14 protein-coding genes are annotated in these 17,848 nt (G+C 66.8%); 5 read left to right on the forward strand and 9 right to left on the reverse strand.

The genetic code is table 11. From position 1 onward, the window contains the following. Window position 1: 1 nt before the first annotated feature. Window positions 2–202, reverse strand: coding sequence for a hypothetical protein (locus tag NKJ34_RS05205; protein ID WP_253737217.1), 201 nt, complete (start codon window positions 200–202; stop codon window positions 2–4). Between the two features lie 88 nt (window positions 203–290). Between NKJ34_RS05205 and NKJ34_RS05210 the strand changes: the two genes are divergently transcribed. After that, window positions 291–683, forward strand: a complete 393-nt coding sequence (locus NKJ34_RS05210) for a DUF3054 domain-containing protein (RefSeq protein ID WP_253737218.1) — start codon at window positions 291–293, stop codon at window positions 681–683. 28 nt (window positions 684–711) lie between these two features. Here NKJ34_RS05210 and NKJ34_RS05215 read toward each other — a convergent pair whose 3' ends face one another. The 5 genes from NKJ34_RS05215 to gghA all read right to left on the reverse strand — a co-directional run bounded on the left by NKJ34_RS05215 (window position 712) and on the right by gghA (window position 7,964). Further along, window positions 712–2,307, reverse strand: coding sequence for a hypothetical protein (locus tag NKJ34_RS05215; protein WP_253737219.1), 1,596 nt, complete (start codon window positions 2,305–2,307; stop codon window positions 712–714). Further along, entirely contained in the window at window positions 2,304–3,239 is a 936-nt protein-coding gene (locus NKJ34_RS05220; protein WP_253737220.1) for an ABC transporter ATP-binding protein, read from the reverse strand. The genes NKJ34_RS05215 and NKJ34_RS05220 overlap by 4 nt, the downstream gene beginning before the upstream one ends. An 85-nt stretch (window positions 3,240–3,324) precedes the next feature. Beyond that, window positions 3,325–4,050, reverse strand: coding sequence for an acetyl-CoA synthetase (locus NKJ34_RS05225; RefSeq protein WP_253737221.1), 726 nt, complete (start codon window positions 4,048–4,050; stop codon window positions 3,325–3,327). Window positions 4,051–4,198: 148 nt separating this feature from the next. Further along, window positions 4,199–5,359: a molecular chaperone DnaJ gene (gene dnaJ, locus NKJ34_RS05230; protein ID WP_253737222.1), complete on the reverse strand. Its 1,161-nt coding sequence runs from the start codon at window positions 5,357–5,359 to the stop codon at window positions 4,199–4,201. 115 nt (window positions 5,360–5,474) lie between these two features. Further along, window positions 5,475–7,964 carry a glucosylglycerol hydrolase gene (gghA, locus tag NKJ34_RS05235; protein ID WP_253737223.1) on the reverse strand — a complete coding sequence of 830 codons (2,490 nt, stop codon included), beginning with the start codon at window positions 7,962–7,964 and terminating at the stop codon, window positions 5,475–5,477. 221 nt (window positions 7,965–8,185) lie between these two features. Here gghA and NKJ34_RS05240 point away from each other — a divergent pair, with 221 nt between their 5' ends. Continuing rightward, window positions 8,186–8,488, forward strand: a complete 303-nt coding sequence (locus NKJ34_RS05240; RefSeq protein WP_253737224.1) for a DUF8011 family protein — start codon at window positions 8,186–8,188, stop codon at window positions 8,486–8,488. Window positions 8,489–8,556: 68 nt separating this feature from the next. On the opposite strand, the gene malA is transcribed toward NKJ34_RS05240, so the two are convergent. Further along, a complete protein-coding gene (malA, locus tag NKJ34_RS05245; RefSeq protein WP_253737225.1) occupies window positions 8,557–10,557 on the reverse strand; it encodes an alpha-amylase MalA in 2,001 nt (666 codons plus the stop codon). 229 nt (window positions 10,558–10,786) lie between these two features. Here malA and NKJ34_RS05250 point away from each other — a divergent pair, with 229 nt between their 5' ends. The 3 genes from NKJ34_RS05250 to NKJ34_RS05260 all read left to right on the forward strand — a co-directional run bounded on the left by NKJ34_RS05250 (window position 10,787) and on the right by NKJ34_RS05260 (window position 16,055). Next, a complete protein-coding gene (locus NKJ34_RS05250) occupies window positions 10,787–15,322 on the forward strand; it encodes a DUF7997 domain-containing protein (RefSeq protein WP_253737226.1) in 4,536 nt (1,511 codons plus the stop codon). Between the two features lie 44 nt (window positions 15,323–15,366). Beyond that, window positions 15,367–15,852 carry an SRPBCC family protein gene (locus tag NKJ34_RS05255; RefSeq protein ID WP_253737227.1) on the forward strand — a complete coding sequence of 162 codons (486 nt, stop codon included), beginning with the start codon at window positions 15,367–15,369 and terminating at the stop codon, window positions 15,850–15,852. 62 nt (window positions 15,853–15,914) lie between these two features. Then, complete coding sequence (locus tag NKJ34_RS05260) at window positions 15,915–16,055, forward strand: DUF7550 family protein (RefSeq protein ID WP_253737228.1); 141 nt, start codon at window positions 15,915–15,917, stop codon at window positions 16,053–16,055. Window positions 16,056–16,113: 58 nt separating this feature from the next. On the opposite strand, the gene NKJ34_RS05265 is transcribed toward NKJ34_RS05260, so the two are convergent. Both NKJ34_RS05265 and NKJ34_RS05270 read right to left on the reverse strand, forming a co-directional pair. Continuing rightward, window positions 16,114–16,626, reverse strand: coding sequence for a TspO/MBR family protein (locus NKJ34_RS05265; RefSeq protein ID WP_253737229.1), 513 nt, complete (start codon window positions 16,624–16,626; stop codon window positions 16,114–16,116). A 362-nt stretch (window positions 16,627–16,988) separates the two neighbouring features. Continuing rightward, window positions 16,989–17,846 carry a hypothetical protein gene (locus NKJ34_RS05270; RefSeq protein ID WP_253737230.1) on the reverse strand — a complete coding sequence of 286 codons (858 nt, stop codon included), beginning with the start codon at window positions 17,844–17,846 and terminating at the stop codon, window positions 16,989–16,991. Window positions 17,847–17,848: the final 2 nt, after the last annotated feature.

A 17,848-nucleotide genomic window follows, 5' to 3' on the forward strand; every position in this document is an offset into this window, starting at 1 on the left:
ATCAGTCCAGCCGCCGGGCGATCTCGTAGGCGACGGTAGTCGGTACCGTCACCCACAGAAGGACGAACAGCACCGTCTCGACGGTGGGCGTGCCGTCGACCAGCGCGCTGTAGAAGACGAGCGCGCCGACCGCGAGGACGCCGACGACCGCGGCGACGTAGTCGGGATCGGTCCAAGAGACCGAAAACGCGTCGTCAGCCATTGTGGTCTCCGGTTTCGTCGGCACGAATATAAAACGGATCGTCGCGCCGAATCACTGGAGATTTTACCAGTCAGTCGAACCGTCGACCATGTCCGCACTCGAAGGACGCGTCGATTCGGCCGCCCTCCCGCTTGCAGTCGGGGATCTGCTGGCGATCCTCGGTGTACTGACCATCGGAATGATCCAACATTCGACGTTCGGCCCCGAGCGCGCGGCCGGCGTCTACGCGCCGTTCCTGATCGGCTGGGCCGCCGCCGCCCTCGTGATCGGGGCCTACTCGGCCGGGGCCGCCGAGTCGGCGAAGGCGGCGATCCCACTCGGCATCCGGGCGTGGGTGCTGGCGGCGCTGGTCGGATTCGGCCTGCGCTGGACGCCCGTCTTTCCCGGGAATCTGGCCGTCGCGTTCGTCCTGATCACGCTCCTGCTGACTGGCGTCCTGCTCGGCGGTTTCCGCTGGCTCTTCTTCAAAGTCGTCGGCTGAGGTGCCGGCGCGCGATCGTATTCCCGATTCAGTCGAACTTGAACCGGTCGACACGCTGGATCGCGTAGCCGGTCGACACCGCGCCGAGGACCGCACCCACCACGGTCGAGACGCCGATGCCGACAGCGGCGATCGCCACCGGGGGGACCGCGAGGAAGCCGGCGACGGCCGAGACGTGGCCGACCACCAAGGGGAGCGCGACGATCCCGATCACGACCGAGTAGATCCCGAACGCGAACGTGCTCGGGATGACTGCCTCGCTGCTCCGGGAGACACTGACAGCCTCGTAGCGGGGCAGCAGCGCGCCGATCCCGGTGGCGATCGGGCCGGCGGTTGCGGCGACCAGCAGGCTGCCGATCGTCAGCGTCGCGACCGCCGCGCCCGACAGCGGGCTCACGAGCCCGGTGGCCGCGACCGCCACCCCGGTCAGCGGGAGGCCGACCAGCGCGCTCGCGGCGATGTGGCCACCGACGAGCGCCCGGCCGGGATTCGGAGCCAGCAGCGTCGACGGGAGCACCGACCCCTCGTTGCCGACGACGTTGAGCGTGAACAGCGCGCCCGTGATCCACGGCCCGCAGGCCGAAAGCGCCAGCGGCAACAGCCGGCCGACCCGGCCGGTCTCGATCGTCTCGGCGATCGGCACAAACAGGAAGAACAGCGGGTAGAGGGCATACGAGATCGACACCGGCGCACGGCGGGCCCGCGTCCAGTCGACGGTCACAACGCCGGCCATCGGTCCGGGGAGCAGCCCCCCGAGTCGACCGGCGCCGACCGACGACGCCGAGTGCTCGGTTTCGATCCCGTCGGCGTACCAGAGCCACGCCGTCAGCTGCCCAAGCACCGGCGTGCCGACAGCGAGGCCGGTGACCCCGACCACGACTGCACTGCCGGCCAGCAGCGTCGAGGCCTCGATCCCCATCGCTACGAGGACGATCTCGCCGAGCCAGCCGATCGGCGTCGGCATGAACAGCCAGTAGAGCGGATCCAGCACCGCGCCGACCGACTGGGTGAGAAACACGCCCATGTAGGCCGCGAACAGCACTGTGAACGCTAACGTTCGGAGTCGGGCGAGCAGCCGCGAGCGTACGCCAGCGTTTTTGAACAGTAGGACGACCGCCAGCCCGGTTCCGAACCCGGTCGACAGCAACAGCGCGGCCGCGACCAGCAGTGCCGGCGCGGCCAGCGGCGCGCCAGCACTCACGGCGAAGAGGGCTCCGGCCGCCGAACAGACCAACAGCGCCGGGAGGCCGAACAACGCCGCCTCGGCAGCCAGCAGTCCTGCCAGTAGCTGGCCGTGAGAGACCGTCGTCAGCAGGCCGTCCCGGCAGTCGGGATCGAGCAGCATCGTATACCCCCGGAAGCCGCCGAAGGCCGCGGCCGCCAGCCAGATCGTGACCGCCACCCGGCGCGTGCCGTCGACCGGCGCGCCGATCGAACCCTCGGCCAGTATCCCTCCGCCGAAGTACGCCGCCACGGGGAGGCCGATCGCAACCGGCAGCAGGAACAGCACCGACAGCGCCATCCCGGCGAGTTGGGCCGGTTGGGCCCGCAGCGACCGCCAGCGGCGGCGGATCTCGGTTCGGCCGATCGATCGTGTCCGGCCCAGCGTCACCGACATGCTCACCGGCCCGCAGGCGGCTCGTCGACCGCCGACTCGCCTTCGCTGTCGGTCGTCGGCCCACGTTCGGCGTCGGCCGACCCGTCGCTGCTGGTCGACCGACCGTTGGCCGCCCGGTCGACCGCTCCGCCGCTCGTCCCGGCCGCCGCGTCGGTCGTCACCGCGAGGAACACGTCTTCGAGCGTGCCGGCCGTGCCGTCGGTCTCGCCCCCGGCGTCACCGACAGCGTCGACCTGCGCAGTGAGTTCGGCCGGCGGCCCCTCGGCGACGAGTTCGCCCTCGAACAGCACGCCGACGGTGTCGGCCAACTCCTCGACGACCGAAAGGATGTGGGTCGACAGAAAGACCGTCCGGCCCGCGGCGCTGAGTTCGGCGATCACGTCGAGGACCGTCCGGGCGGCCCGCGGATCGAGGCCGCTTGTCGGTTCGTCGAGGAAGACGACCGCCGGCTCGTGGAGGACCGCCACGATCAACCCGAGTTTCTGGCGCATCCCCTTCGAGTAGTCGTCGATCCGACGGTCGGCGTCGGCGTCGAGATCGAACCGATCGAGCCACTCGTCGATCCGCTGGTTGGCCTCGTCCGGCGGAATATCCCGGAGCCGGGCCGTGTACTGGAGCTGTTCGCGGCCGGTGAGTTCGTCGAACACCGGCGGCTCCTCGGGGAGATAGCCGAGCTGTGAGCGGACGCCGTCGCGGTCGTTGACGGGCGTGCCCAAGATTTCGGCTTCGCCGGCAGTTGGCGCGGTCAACGTCGTCAACATTTGCATCGTCGTGGTCTTGCCCGCGCCGTTGGGCCCGAGAAAACCGTAGACAGTCCCCGAGTCGACGCTCAGGTCGAGGCCGTCGACGACGGTCGTCGAGCCGAACTGTTTGGTGAGATCGGTGGCGCGAATCGCCGGCTGCGAGTCGTCGGTCGTCCGCTGGGAAGAGGGTGACATAGAACGCGATCGTTCACCGAACGGTTCGACCAGCGGACACTTTAATAGTCGTGGTCGGTTGCTGGGGCTGTAATCGCCTACCGGATCAGGGCGACAGCGCGTCGACCGCATAGACGCTCGGTTCGGGGGGCTCGTCGCTCGCTGCTGCGACGAGCGCCGCCTCGGCGTCGACCGGGGTCGTCGGATCGTCGGCGAAGACGGCGGTCGCGCCCGCGGCCAGCGCGGCGAGGAGCCCGCCGCCGATCGTTTCGGGCCGCGACAGCGGCGTCCGAATCGCCAGCCGCGACCCCTGCGTGAGCGAGAGTTCCTTGATCACCGCTTCGGCCATCTCGAGCAGCCGCCGATGGCTGTATTCGTCGTCGCCGTCGACGAGCACCGTCGCCTCGGGGTCGACCGACGTCGGCGGGAAGGCGGGGTTCTCGCTCCAGACCTCCTGTTCCCAGTGAGTGGTCGCCGTGGCCTCGGGTGGGCCGCCGAACACCGCGAGGCGTCCCTCCAACGACTCGTAGTCGGCCTCGTCGTCGACAGCCACGAGTCGCACCCGTGCCTCGGCAGTCGGATCGAACGTCGTGGCGGCGCCGAGTTGGGCCGCCCCGAGGAAGGCCAGCAGGGGTTCCGGACGGAGTGCGGGGTCGACCGCGAGTCGGGCGTTGCTGCTGAGCCCCAGATACCGGAGGGCGTTGCCCGACTTGTAGGCGGTGGTGATGAAGTCGTGGTAGCTCATCGCGCGGTCGACCGCCGGCACCGCGACCGCGGATTGGCTCCGTCGTTCGTCGCGCCCCAACAGGTCACCGAGTACAGCCGCGTCCATGGCGGATGTAGGCCACACCGACGCAAAAACACCCCGTTGTCGCTGGCGCGTGCCAACGGAGCCCACAGACACCGCGTTTCCGGTGAAATAGGCCACAACAGCCGCTATCGAGCCCGATATCAACGGCTTGGGATCAGCAGTCGACCGCTCAGAAACTGTTTTTGATCTTCTCGAAAAAGCCCTCCGAGACGTCGACCTCCTCGCCGCCGGCCTCGGCGAACTTCTCGAGGGCCTCCCGCTGGTCCTTGTTCAGCGAGTCGGGCGTGACGACCTGTACCGTGACGAACAGGTGGCCCGAACGCCGGCCGCGCAAGCGGGGCATCCCCTCGCCGCGGAGGCGGAACTGCTCGCCGCTCTGGGTGCCCTCGGGGATCTCCATCTTTTTGGTGCCGTCGAGGGTCGGGATCTCGACGGTGTCGCCGAAGACCGCCTGCGGGAAGGAGATCGCGTGGTTGTAGTAGAGATCGTCGCCGTCGCGTTCGAAGGTGTCGTGGTCGGCGATCTCGATGTCGATCAGCAGGTCGCCGTTCGGCCCGCGGTTCTCGCCGGGCGCACCCTCGCCGTCCATCCGGAGCGTCTGGCCGGCTTTGATCCCCGCGGGCACTTCGACGGTGAGCGTGACCTCGGAGTCGACGATGCCGTCCCCCCCACAGGTCGAACACTGCTTGTCGGCGGTCTCGCCCTCGCCGCCACACCGGGGACAGGTAGAGCGCTGCTGGACGCGGCCGAAGGGGGTCTGCTGGACGCGGGTCACCTGTCCGGTGCCGTCGCACTCACGGCAGGTCGTGACCTCGGCGTCCGGTGGGTGGCCCTCGCCGTTGCAGTCCGAACACGTTTCGGGGCGGGTGATGGTGAATTCTTTTTCGGTACCGTGGTAGGCCTCTTCGAGGGTGATCTCCATCGACGTCCGGAGGTTCCGGCCCTGTCGGGGCTGGTTGCGCCGCTGGCCACCGCGGCCGCCACCGCCGCCGAAGAACTGCTCGAAGATATCCTCGAAACCGCCGCCACCCATACCGCCCATGCCACCGCCGCCGAAGCCGCCAGCGCCGCCGGGACCCTGCCCGTCGAAGCCGCCGCGTTTTTCGGCCTGCTCGAAGCGGTCGTGGCCCATCTGGTCGTAGGCTTGGCGTTTCTCTTCGTCTGTGAGGACCTCCTTGGCTTTCTCGATCTTCTTGAACTTCTCCTCGGCGTTCGGATCATCGCTCACGTCGGGATGATACTCGGCCGCCTTCTTTCGGTAGGCCTTTTTGATCTCGTCTTCGGAAGCATCACGGGAGACCCCGAGCGCCTCGTAGAAGTCCTCGCTCATCAGTTATCAACTGATATTGGGCGGGACTACTTGAAAAACGCGGCTCTCCCGTCGTATGTGAGGCTGCCACGTAGAACGGCCGCCGTCGACCCTGTCAGTCGCCGCTGTCGAGCGATCAGGGCTCGCGTCGCCAGACGACGGCCCCGCTGTCGACCAACTCGACCGTCGCTGCGGCCTCGCCCACTTCGGCGTCGACACTCGGCGCTGCCAGCGCGACTTCCCAACCCTCTGTCGGGAGGTTCGGAATCTCGTCGGCGAGAATCTCGGGTGAGACGTCGACCGGTTGGCCCTCCATGTTGGCCGCGAACAAGAGTTGTTCGTCGCCCGCAGGCGACTCACGCAGGCCGTAGTAGAGCACCGTCCCCTCGGTCGGGTGGCGGTAGTCGAACGTTTCGAGCGACTCGCTGGTCGGATCGGCGGCGGTCCCGGTCTCGCTGTCGGCGACATCGTCGCGGAGCCACGGCCGCTCGTGGCGGAAGGATCGGACCCCCAGATCGAAGGCGGTCCGGTCGTCGTCCTGCTCGTCGACCCAGTGGCTCAGGTTGGCGTACTCGTGGACGTCCGCCATCCACGCTTTGCCGAACTCCTTGAGATCTTTGTACGTGAGGTCGTCGCCCATCGGCGTTCCCATCGACGACAGCAGGAGCGCCATCGCGTCGAGGTCGTAGTCGGTGGCGTCGACCGCGCTGAGCAGCGACCGGACGAACCCGCGGAGCTCGCTTTTGTTCTCGAATCCGAGCGATTTGAGTCGGGGGAAGAAGCGGTCGTCGGCAAAGGCCTCCTCGGTGAGCTGCCAGTCGACGAAGTAGGCCTCCTCGGCGACGACCTTGACGTTCCATGTCCCGTCAGTGTCGCGGATGAACCCCCACGGCCCGCGCATGTTGGCGTTGAGGAAGTCCATCGGGACGCCCGGCAGCATGCAGTGGAACAGCATCGAGGAGGCGGGGTTGTTGTAGGCCGCATCGAGGGTTTCGGGGAGGGTGTCGCCCAGGTTGGGGTTCTCCTGTGGGACGTCCCAACTGTCGCCGACCGCGACCTGCGTGCCGCGCCGGACGGTATCGTGGTTGGCGACGCCGGTCAGCCACTGGCTGCCGAAGTCGGCGACCTCGCGGACGCGCCACCATTTGGTCGCCCAGAACGTGAGCAGCGCAGGCGTGTTGTGGGCGAACGTGACCGGCGACCACTGGAACGAGTGGGGATGCTGTTCGATCAGGCTCCGATAGGAGGAGGCCAGTTCCCAGTCCTCCTGTGGCCACGGTCGACCGTCCTCGTAGATCATCCACGGGCGGTACTCGGTGCCAGCGACCTCCTGCGTAATGGCGTCCATCTCGGCGAGGAACTCGTCGTCGTGGATCATCTCGTCGCGCTCGGGATCGTAGTAGCGGAAGTCCTGCGCGCCGTCGACGCGAATCCCATCGGCGCCGTAGTCCATCTTGCGGCGCTGGAGTTCGAGCAAGATCGCCCGCACCGTAGGCTCCTGATAGTCGAGATGCTGGCCGTACATCCCCGGCCCCTCGAAGAAGTCGTCAGCCAACAGCGGGATCGCGCCGTTGTCGGCGTGGCCCAGCGCGATGTCGAAGACGATCTTGATGGGGTCGGGGAGGTTGTGGCAGGCGGCGATGAAGTCGACGAGTTCGTCGGGTCGACCAGTTTCGAGGACCGAGGGGTTCGGCGCGGAGAAGGCGGAGATGACGATGTCGTACCCCCAGTTGATCATGTCTGGTCGACCGATTCGCACGCCGACCGTCTCGGAATCCGTACTTCGGTCGAGATCGAGCGGGTCCCAGAAGTCGTGTTTTCCGTAGTTCTGGGTCAGCGGCTCGACGGGCATCAGCTGGATCGCGTCGTAGCCGACGAAGTTGCGCTCGGCGGGGGTCAGCGCCTCACCAGTCTCCTGTTTGCGGCCGATCTCCCGGTAGCGCCGGGCCAGCCCGGCGAGGCTTCCTGATTCCGTTGCAGTGCCGGGATGAATTTCGAGCATGCTGACCGCGGGGTCGACCCGCGGCAGGCCGTCGTGCTCGCTGGTCGACACGCGCTCGTCGTCGGTGCCGAGTGCCTCGAAATACTCGCGATCGGCGCGTTCGGCATCGAGCCGGTCGGTGTCGTAACATTCGGCAGGCGCGTAGACGCCGAAGGGGACCGAATCCGCCAGGGGATCGGGCACCACACCCCAGCCGTCGCGGTCGAGGCTGTCGTCTCGGCCCGGCACCTCGCGGCCGTCCTTCTTATAAACGAGCTGGTAGAGCGAGCCCAACTGCTCGCGCGTCCCGACCTGTAGCCCCTCGATGACGCCCCAGTGGTACTCACCCTGTCGACGCAAGGGGACGCGGTGGCGTTCGAACTCGGTGGTCGCCTCCTCGACGGCGGGGTCGACCTCGTCGGTCGGGGTGAACACCTCTAGGTAGACATCGGATTCGGGGATGCCGGCGTCGACGATAGCCGGTGTCCAGAACCCGACCGCGACGGTCCCGTCGTCCTGTGGGTGTGCACCGAGATGCGGGGCGATCCGTTGGGCCGCCTTGAAGGGAGGATGGTCGGCTTCGATTTCGGCCTGCCAATCGAGTCTGTCAGCGGTCGGTTGGGGTTGGAGCTGTGGAGTGGGCATAGTTAGTGGCGTGTTTGATGCAGATTGAGTACTACTACTGTAAATAATAACTAACACCTCCGTAATGTAGTTATTGGATATTCGTGATGGAATTGTTCGTGTGATTGCAGATCGTCGACGCCGTCGATATTCGCAGCTATTGACCGCTGTCGGCTTTGACCGATACACTGTTTAAAACGAGTTATTGACAATTTTTTGTATTATCGGGGACTGATACGAGTATGGCCTCGATGATCAAACGGTTCGTGTTCAGCGAGCCAGCGGGTCGACTCAGCGCAGCGATGCTGTTTTCCGGCTCGTTCGTCTTTCTGAGTGTTTATATGTACTATGGCATTCTACGCGACGTTTCCTCCGGCGAGTCGCTCGTTATCGCAACTGGATTCGCGCTGTCAGGGTTCGCTGAATCACTGCCATCGGAGCGACGACGGGCCGCAGGCGGGTTGCGTCTCACGGCGAGCCTCCTGCTACTCGGTCTTATTGGGCTTCTCGTATTCGCTCCCGAGGTCGTCATCGGGCCACGGTAGGCACCTTATAAAAGCGGCCGGTGGGCTGTCGGCCCATTAGTCAGCCGGTTAAAATGGTGGTGCTGGGTCTACTCGTCGACTTCGACGACCGCGACGTCCTCGACGGTCAGGCCTTCCTCGGCGGCGATGGAGTCGCCGGTCACGAGGTCGGTCGCGTCGACGGTTTTGTCGATGCCGACCGTCTCGGTTCCCTCGCCGAAGTTCAGGAGGACGACGTACTCGGTGTCCTCGCCCTCGCGGCCGAAGGCGACGACCTTCTCGGCGTCGTTGGCCTCGTACTCGATGCGTTCGAGGTCGCCGTTCTCGCCGAGCGCCGGGTGGTTCTCCTTGAGTTCGATCAGGTCGTCGTAATGCTCGCGGATCTCCTCGCGAGCGTGATCCCACGCGAGATGGTCGCGTCGACCGCGCTGGCCGAGTTCCTGCCCACCGTACAGCATCGGAATCCCCGGCAGCGTGAACAGCGCGCCCGCAGCGGCCTTGGTGGCGGCGTCGCCACACTCGACGACGTACCGCGTCTCGTCGTGGTTCTCCATGTAGAGCATGAAGGCCGCGTGGTCCGGGAACGCCGAGCGCTTGCGGCCCTCGACGGCATCGAGGATCGACTCGGCGGGCTGGTGGCCGTTGCCGACCTGCCGGAGCGTGAAGTAGAGCGTCGTATCGAAGTGGATGTCGAACATCCCCTCGTGGAAGTCCGCGATATACGGAATCGTCTCGTCCAGCAGGAGGAATTCGGGGTCTTTCGATTTGACGCGCTCGCGCATCTCCTTCCAGAAGGATTCGGGGACGGCCCACGCCATGTCACACCGGAAGCCGTCGGCGATTTCGGCCCACTCGTCGACCGCCTCAAGCAAGTGTTCGCGGACTTCGAGGTTCGAGAAGTCGAAGTTGGCGATGTACTCCCAGCCGAAGTAGGTGCCGGGCTCGCCGTTGTCCTGCCACTCGTACCAGTCGTAGTACTCCGAATCGGGGTTCTGGTAGGCGTCCTGGAAGTACGGATGGTCTCGTGCCGAGTGGTTCATGACGAGGTCGAACAGCACCGACATGCCGCGGTCGTGGGCAGCGTCGACGAACGACTCGTAGTCCTCGCGGTCGCCGAGGTCGTCGGCGATCGAGAAGAAGTCGGTGATGTTGTAGCCGTGTGGTGCGCCGTCGTGCTGGAGGACAGGGGTGAGCCACAGGCAGTCGACGCCGAGTTCTTCCATGTAGTCGAGGCGGTTTTCGAGGGCCTCGAAGGTGGTATCGGCCTCCTCGTCGTCCGCGGCGTAGCCACGGACGTAGATCTCGTAGAGCGTGACGTCTGTGCCCCACTCCGGGGGATCGTTGGGACGCTCGACGCCGAAACTGCCGGTGGTGGCGACGCCGCCGTCGGTGGCGAGGTCGGTTTCGGCCAGCCGGTCGACGGTGACGGTGTCGGCGACACTGTAGCTCTCGCCGATGGCGACCGCGTGGACGCGGACCTGCTCGTCGATCACGTCGAGCGGGATCCGGAGTTCGCGGTCGTCGATCGCGACATCGCTTTCGGTGACGCCGTCGCGGTCGTCCAGCAGGAACTCCACGTCGAGGTCATCGGGGTCCCGCGTCGAGTCGGGATGGGGCGTCGGGGTGGCGGTGACGACGGCCTCCTCGCCCTCGATGACGGCATCGAGCCGGATGCGCGGTCGACCCGAGCCTTCGCCGCTGGATTCGCCGAGCGCGCCCGAGCCGGAGCCCGAGCCGCTGACGCCGCCGCTTTTGAAGGGTCGCGCCGAACCGCTCTGGCCGCTGTAGCCGCTCATGCCACTCATGCCGCTGCGGCCCGCGCCGGAGCCTTCGCCGGTCGGTCGACGGTCGCTCGGGAAGACGCGGATCGTCAGATCGAATCGGTCCGTGGGGGTGCGGAGCGTCGCCGTGTAGCGGCCGGGGACGTCGGGGACGAACTCCTCGACCGCGTCGTCGCCGAGGGATGTCTCGCTCGCAAGCGGTGCTTCACTGATCGTCCACTCGTAGTCGGCGTCGGGATCGGGATCCCGCGGAGCCAACTGCAGGCTGTCGCCGACTGCGAGGAACTGCGGTGGTCCTGGGTGGTCCATATCCATACTAAAAACACTCCCTCACTTTGGTCTTATGTATTTGGAATGTACAGATAGAGCGAATGTATCTCCGGTTTTCCCCTATTATCTAGTACAGTTCGTCCGTGGTTTTATATGTCGACCCGTCATCGTAACCGTCCGATCCGCGGGAAACGTTCATACGAATTCATGAAGAATTGGGACGTTCGAGCCGCCAATACTTTGTTGTAGACCCCCAATCAGGGGGTACATGCGACTTCGCACTGCGCTGAACCAGTACAAGCGCCATAGGGGTCGACGCTTTCCCGAGGAGTGTCGAACCACCGACGGCGCGTTTTCGGCCCACGGCGATCGACTCGTCTACGTCGATCCCGAGGGCAGTCTCCGCGACTATTCGTCGGCGCTTTCCGGACTCTACGGTATCGACCGGTCACGGCTGGGCATCGAAACCGCCGACGGCACCCGGTGGTTCGACGAGTTTTCGACCGTCAGACAGCACTACTACCGCGAGACGAACGTCGTCGAAACCGAGTACGACGCCCGCGGGTTCACCGTCCACCAGTACGATCTCACGTTGGGGCGGGCCCACCTCACTCACGTCGAACTCCGGGGAGCGATCCCTGCCGACGCCGAACTGACGGCGTTTCTCACCTTCGCCCCCGAGGGCAAGGAGACGCAGGTCGGTCGACTCATCCACGAGGACGTCGGCCCCGACGACACCAAGACGGTTGAGGTGTTCCACCGCTCGGAACACGACTACGTCACCGCCTCCAACGGGATCACCGACGTGCGGGGACAGATTCCCGAGCGGTTCGAGGAGATGCTCTCGGAGGACGCCTACGAGTTCCCGCGGGACGCCGTGATCGACCGCTTCGAGGATACCCACCTCAGCGGCGACGTGGTGGTCAACGCGCCGCTCAAGCAGAGCGGCCGGGCGGCCAGAACCACGCTGGTAACCCAGTTGTCGGACCACGACACGCTTGGACGCGAGGACGCGCTGACCGACATCCGTCGCTGTGCGGAGGCCCACCGGACGGCCGACGATATCCGGGATGCCGGACTGGAGCGCACCGAGGTTTCGGTGCCCGACTCGGCCCCCAACGGCGCGGTCGTCCGGTCGGATCTCCGGGCGTTATCGCTTTTGACCGCCCCGACCGGTGCCCACATCGCGGCCCCCGAGTTCGACCCCTTCTACAGCCATTCGGGCGGCTACGGCTACACGTGGTTCCGCGACGAGGCCGAAACCGGCCGCAACCTCCTGGAGGCCGACAGTCTGCTCGATCTCGACCTCCAGCGGGATATCGAGACCACCGCCGCGTTCTTCTGTGACACCCAACGACCAGACGGCTCGTGGTCCCATCGGGCGTGGGCCGTCGACGGCTCGCTCGCGCCGGGGTGGGCTCACGGCCGCGTCGAGGGCGCGGGCAACGACGAGTATCAGGCCGACCAGACCGCCAGCGCCGTGGCCTTCCTCGCCACGCTGCTGACTGAACGCGGCGAGAGCCTCTCCGAGGGGCTCGAACGATCGGTCGAGGAGACGATCCACGACGCCCTCGACGTGCTCGACGAGACCCTCGAAGACGATGGCCTCCCGGGACGGTGTCAGAACCTCTGGGAGAACATGGACGGCCGCTTTACCCACACTGCGGCGGCCTACCTCACCGCGTATGCAACGGTCGCCGACGCCCCGGTCGACCACCACACCGCGACTCACGCCCGCGAGCAGGCCGACACGATCGTCGAGAGCCTCGACAAGCTCTGGAGCACACAGCGGGAGATCTACGGGCTCCGGCTCAACAAAAGCGGGAAGATCGACAGCCGCGTCGACTCGGGGACGTTCGCGCTGGTCGACGCCATCATCGCCTACGACCGGATCGCCGACGTCGAGACGTCGACGCTCGACCGACTGACCGACCACATCCGCAACGTCTTCGATACCCTCTATCGGGATCCGGAAGACAGCGACGTGGCGGGACTGGCCCGCTTCGAGGGCGACACGTGGCGCTCGGCGGGTCAGTCCGGCGAGAAAGTCTGGAGCGTGGCGACCGCGTGGGGCGTCAACGCCGCGGCCGATCTGGGCGTGCTCCTGTCGGCCCACGACCACGAGGACGACGCCGAGGACCTCTTCGAGATCGCCGAAACCCTCTATACGCACCTGCTGCCGGACGGGCCGCTGGCCAGCGAGGCGGGCTATCTCGCCGAGCAGGTCTTCGACGACGGCACGCTCGACGGCGCGGCCCCGCTGGGCTGGTCCCATGCCCTTCGGCTCCGGGCGACCGCCGTCCTCCGCGAGCAGAACGCCCTGCCGGTGTCGACGCCAGCCCCGTCGGGTCCCGAAAGTCGGCCACGGTGGACCACCGGCGAGAAGTACGGCGTCGCCACCGTCGCCGACCACGGCGACGAAGACGCCTCGAAGGTCTGGTACACCCTCACCGAGGGCGCGCTGACCGAGGTCCGGTTCCCGCGTGTGGACCTGATGAACCTCCGGACCGTCGACTTCCTCGTCGCCGATACCGACACGAAATCGGGCTACACGGCTCGAACGCATAACGAGACCCGGCGGGACGACGACGCCGACACCATCGAGCGCCGCGTCGAGCCGACCGACGACGACGCGCTACTCTTCCGCCACGTCATCACCGAACGCGGCGACGGCCGTGGCCACGAGTGGACGCTGACCGTCGAGTACGCCATCGACCCGAACCACGACGCCATCGTCGCCGACGTCGACTTCGAAGTCGACGACGACAACGAGTACGAACTGTACGCGATGGCCGACATCGCGCTGACAAACACTGGCACCCGCGACCGGGGCTACCGGCTCGGCGAGACCGGCAACTACCATCTGGCCGCCCGCGATGCCGAGGCCTACGACACCGGCTCCGAGCCGCTGTTGGCCGACGAGAACGGCGACACCTACAGTGTAGCGATGGCGATGACCACCGCCAGCCGCTTCGACTGGGCGACCGTCGGCTCGGCCGGCTCCGAGCGGCTCTCGAAGCTGTTCGCCGACGGGACACGGCCGATCCCCACCGACCGCCTCGACGACGACAGCATCGTGCTGGTCGGGCGGCTCGGCAGCGGCGACCTCGAGGAGACGCTGGCGCTGGGGTTCGGCGAGAACGCCGACACCGCCGCCGCCCTCGGCGAGGCCGAAGGCGCACTCGCCCGCGGCTACGAGAACGTCCGGTCGGACTTCGCCGAGACGTGGCAGGAGTTCCTCGCCGACAAGCCGTTCCCCGACTCGGTTCGGGGTGACGACAACCTGCTGGCCCAGTACAAGAGCTGTCTGATGGCCCTGCGGGCGGTCGAAGACAAGACCTACATGGGTGCTGGCATCGCCAGTCCCTCGGTGCCGTGGGGCGAGGCGGTCACCGCCGACGAGCCCAAGGGGTACGGCTACAACTTCGTCTGGTCGCGGGATCTGTATCAGGTCTTTACCGTCTTCGAGGCGCTCGACGACCTCAAGACGGCGACCGACGCGCTGCAGTACATCTTCGAATACCAGCAGGACGAGGAGGGGTTCATCCCCCAGAACACCTACGTCAACGGTCTCACCCGGTGGGGCGGCGAGCAGATCGACAACATCTCGTTCCCGCTGATCATGGCCTATCAGCTGGCCGAAAGCGGCGTCGACTTCGGGGACGTCGAGTACGACTACATCAACGTCAAGCGCTCGGCGGACTACGTCGCCCGCAATGGGCCAGCCACCGCCCAAGAGCGCTGGGAGGAGGAGGCGGGCTACTCGCCGTCGTCCATTGCGGCGGAGATCGCCGGCCTCGTCTCGGCGGCCGATCTCGCCATCGACTCCGGCGAGCCCGGCGACGCACTGCCGTGGCTGGCGCTGGCCGACGAGTGGACCGACCGCGTCGAGGAGTGGACCGCGACCGAGACCGGTACCGACCTCCACACCCACACGCCGTACTACGTTCGCGTCACCCGCGACGGCAACCCCGAGGCGGGTCATCTGCGGACGCTGGCCAACGCCGGGCCGACGCTCGACGAACGGGAGATCATCGACGGCGGCTTCCTCGAACTCACTCGCCTGGGGATCAAACCCCACGACGACGAAGTGATCGAGAACTCGCTCGTCGAGGTCGACGAGACGATCCGGGTCGACACCCCACAGGGTCCGGCCTTCTATCGGTACAACGGCGACGGCTACGGCGAGCGCAGCGAGGAAGCCGAGGGTGCGCCGTGGTCGGTCCAGACGAAAGGCAAGGGCCGGCTCTGGCCCATCTTCACCGGCGAGCGCGGCGAGTACGAACTGCTGGCGGGCACCGACGAGGGACCGCTTGAGCCGCAGTCGCTGCTGGAGACGATGGCCGGCTTCGCCAACAGCGGGCGGATGATCGCCGAACAGGTCTGGGATCGCCACATCGAAAACGACTACAACTGGGATATCGGCGAGGGCACCGGCGCGGCCACGCCGCTGGCGTGGAGTATGGCCCAGTTCATCCGGCTGGCCCACGGGATCGACGCGGGCGAGCCCGTCGAACAGCCGACGGCGGTCGCCGACCGGTATCTCGGTCGTGACCGCGGCGAGGAACCCACGCTCCGTGTCGAGACGCGGATCGTCGACGACACGCTCCGGGTGACCGGTGAGACCGACGCCGAGCTGGTCGCGGTCAAACTGACCGCCGACAGCGTGATCGCCGAGGTCGAAGACGGAACCTTCGAGCTGACGATCCCGATCGGTCACGGCGAGGTACCGGTGACGGTTGCGGCCGCCACCGATACCGACCTGCGGCAGGCAGCCACCGCCGTCGAGCGCTTTACGATCTGAGGCGACGCCGCGTTTCTTTTTATGCCCCCGTTCGTAGGATCTGTATGTCGACCTACAGACGCCGGACCAGAATCCGGGCACCCCTCGAAGCGGTCTGGGAATTCCATGCGACGACCGACGGACTGGAGGCGCTGACCCCCGGCTGGATGGGCCTCGACGTGGAGTCGGTCCGCGGGCCCGATGGCGAAGCCGACCCCGAGGAACTGCTCGCGGGCAGCGAGATCGAGATGCGGTCCAAACCGTTCGGCGTGCTGCCGGCAAGCCGGTGGCTCTCCCGGATCGTCGACCGGCGCGAAGAGCCGGGCTACTGTATGTTCCGCGACGACATGCTTGGCGGTCCCTTCGCGCTGTGGATCCACACCCACGAGTTCTACGGCGACGGCGACGAGACCGTCCTCGTCGACAGCGTCGAGTACGAACTCCCCGCACCGCTTGGCGGCCGGGTCGACCCCGCGGCAGTCGTCGGCTTCGAACCCATGTTCCGGTATCGCCACCGCCGGACGAAGGAGTTGCTCGAAGGCGACCACTGAGCGACGGCGGCGGCCGGAGCGAACCCCAACCTGTTTTACGAACCGGCTGCCAACGGGTGCCTATGGCAGACCACGCACACGAATCCGAGTCGGGGCGAGTCACCTCCCCGATGCAGTCGTTTACGACCGAGCAGGCGATGACCGGCGGCGCGGTGTTGCTCGTCGGCCTGCTGATCGCCTTCGGGCTCCCACTGCTGCTGTAGCGTTCGACGGAGCCGCGGTCGGGGCGAGGCTGTTGTCCGCGGTGTGCCCGCCGCGTGCCTAATTCAGGACCCAAAACCGGTAGTTGAGGAACGCGGCGAACGAGACCCACAGGAGGTACGGCACGAGCAGGACGGCCGCCCGACGATCGACGCGGCCGAACGTCCACATCGTGACGACGATAAGCAGCCAGAGGACGCCGATCGTCGCCAGCCCCCAGCCGATCGCCTGCAGCCCGAAGAAGACCGCCGACCAGCCCAGATTGAACGCGAAGTGGACCGCGAAGACGCCGCCCGCGAGCCGGACTCCGCGGGGTGAGACGTCGACGCGTCGCCAGACGAGCCACACAGCCGTCCCGATGAGCACGAACAGGGCGGTCCAGACGGGGCCGAACACCCAACTCGGCGGCGCAAGCGCCGGTCGCTGAAGCGTCTCGTACCACATGTCGAGGCCTTGGGCGGTGAAGACGGCCCCGGAGGCGCCGACGATCTCAACGGCCAGAATAGCGACCGCGAGCGCGAGTATCGGGCGATCGTGTGGCAGGCGGCCGAACCGAGCGCGGAGGGATGCCATGCGGTCCGATTCGACCGGTCGACACAAAACAGGTATGTCAGGAGTCGAGTGTGGCCGACGAACACCGGCCGTTGCTTCTCAACACGGCGTTCGTCTCCGGTCGTCTCGGGAATCGAACAGTCACGACCCCCGTCGCGTCCATCGGTTTATCGGCTCGCCCGACGAACATGTGACTGAGTGCCACAGGCACGTGATTCCACATGAACGACGCCGACAACTACTACCGAGAGCTGATCGAGGACCGATGAACCGGCTGGCAGCCGTCCGCCGCCGACTCGGTCGACCGCGCGGCCGCAGCCATCGGCGAACCGCTGTCGCCGCCCGACGCCGACTACGTCTGACATTTCGCACCGACAGTCGGCTCAGGAGAACAGTTCTTGTCGGAAGTTGTCGACCGGAGAGGGCTCGTCGTGATCGCCCTCTAGCCGCGGGAGCTGGCGATCGAGTGCGTCGACGACCGCCTCCAGATCGTCGACGCTTTCGCGGTCGTAGGCGACCGTGCCGAACGGCCAGACGTTCCCGTACAAAATCAGGTCGTCATCGGTGAGTTGGTAGCCGTCAAAGTCGTCCCACGGGAGGTGGCCGAACGTCGTGACCAGCCCCGCGTCGATGATCTCGTACTGCCGGCGGCGGAGCCGGCTGAGATCCTGCACGAACTGGAGCCCGCCGATCGCAACCCACAACAGCGCCATCCCGGGGCGTCCATCGAGTGCGTTCCGGATCACGAACCCGGCTGCGACGACCGCGGTGGCCGCTTGGAGGAGCCGAACCCGTCCCCGCTCGGGGCGTCGTTTGGCGTGCCACGTGAGCCGGCTGTCGGTCTCGGCCCGGCTCCGGTCGACGATCGCACGGTCGGCGACGTAGCCGACGAGAAACGCTGCAGCCAGTCCGAGGACGAACCCGACACCGAACGGGAGCGCAGCCACGAAGCCCTCGGTCGGCGTGGCCACGAAGCCGACGAGCGGCACGATGCCGGCGACGGCGAGAAGCCCGGCGAACTCGATGCCCTTGCGGAACCGCCGGGCCGGATCGTCGACCCGTCGGAGGCCGCGTTTGGCACCGACAGTCCCGAGGGCGAACACGCTGACAGCGAGGGCCGTGTCGACGACGGTTATCGAGCCATCGAACGGGCCGCCGATCGCGTACCCCAGCGGCGGCACGACGACGCTGACGGCCACCACGCCGAACAGCATCGCAAGCCGGTCACGAAGGTGTCGCATGC

The sequence above is a fragment of the Halohasta salina genome (assembly GCF_024178165.1).
GTDB lineage: Archaea > Halobacteriota > Halobacteria > Halobacteriales > Haloferacaceae > Halohasta > Halohasta salina.

What these genes read in the sequence shown, in the direction of transcription:
- NKJ34_RS05205 (WP_253737217.1), bottom strand. Translation starts at nt 202, where the DNA reads ATGGCTGACGACGCGTTTTCGGTCTCTTGGACCGATCCCGACTACGTC.
- NKJ34_RS05210 (WP_253737218.1), top strand. Translation starts at nt 291, where the DNA reads ATGTCCGCACTCGAAGGACGCGTCGATTCGGCCGCCCTCCCGCTTGCA.
- NKJ34_RS05220 (WP_253737220.1), bottom strand. Translation starts at nt 3,239, where the DNA reads ATGTCACCCTCTTCCCAGCGGACGACCGACGACTCGCAGCCGGCGATT.
- NKJ34_RS05225 (WP_253737221.1), bottom strand. Translation starts at nt 4,050, where the DNA reads ATGGACGCGGCTGTACTCGGTGACCTGTTGGGGCGCGACGAACGACGG.
- dnaJ (WP_253737222.1), bottom strand. Translation starts at nt 5,359, where the DNA reads ATGAGCGAGGACTTCTACGAGGCGCTCGGGGTCTCCCGTGATGCTTCC.
- gghA (WP_253737223.1), bottom strand. Translation starts at nt 7,964, where the DNA reads ATGCCCACTCCACAGCTCCAACCCCAACCGACCGCTGACAGACTCGAT.
- NKJ34_RS05240 (WP_253737224.1), top strand. Translation starts at nt 8,186, where the DNA reads ATGGCCTCGATGATCAAACGGTTCGTGTTCAGCGAGCCAGCGGGTCGA.
- malA (WP_253737225.1), bottom strand. Translation starts at nt 10,557, where the DNA reads ATGGACCACCCAGGACCACCGCAGTTCCTCGCAGTCGGCGACAGCCTG.
- NKJ34_RS05250 (WP_253737226.1), top strand. Translation starts at nt 10,787, where the DNA reads ATGCGACTTCGCACTGCGCTGAACCAGTACAAGCGCCATAGGGGTCGA.
- NKJ34_RS05255 (WP_253737227.1), top strand. Translation starts at nt 15,367, where the DNA reads ATGTCGACCTACAGACGCCGGACCAGAATCCGGGCACCCCTCGAAGCG.
- NKJ34_RS05260 (WP_253737228.1), top strand. Translation starts at nt 15,915, where the DNA reads ATGGCAGACCACGCACACGAATCCGAGTCGGGGCGAGTCACCTCCCCG.
- NKJ34_RS05265 (WP_253737229.1), bottom strand. Translation starts at nt 16,626, where the DNA reads ATGGCATCCCTCCGCGCTCGGTTCGGCCGCCTGCCACACGATCGCCCG.
- NKJ34_RS05270 (WP_253737230.1), bottom strand. Translation starts at nt 17,846, where the DNA reads ATGCGACACCTTCGTGACCGGCTTGCGATGCTGTTCGGCGTGGTGGCC.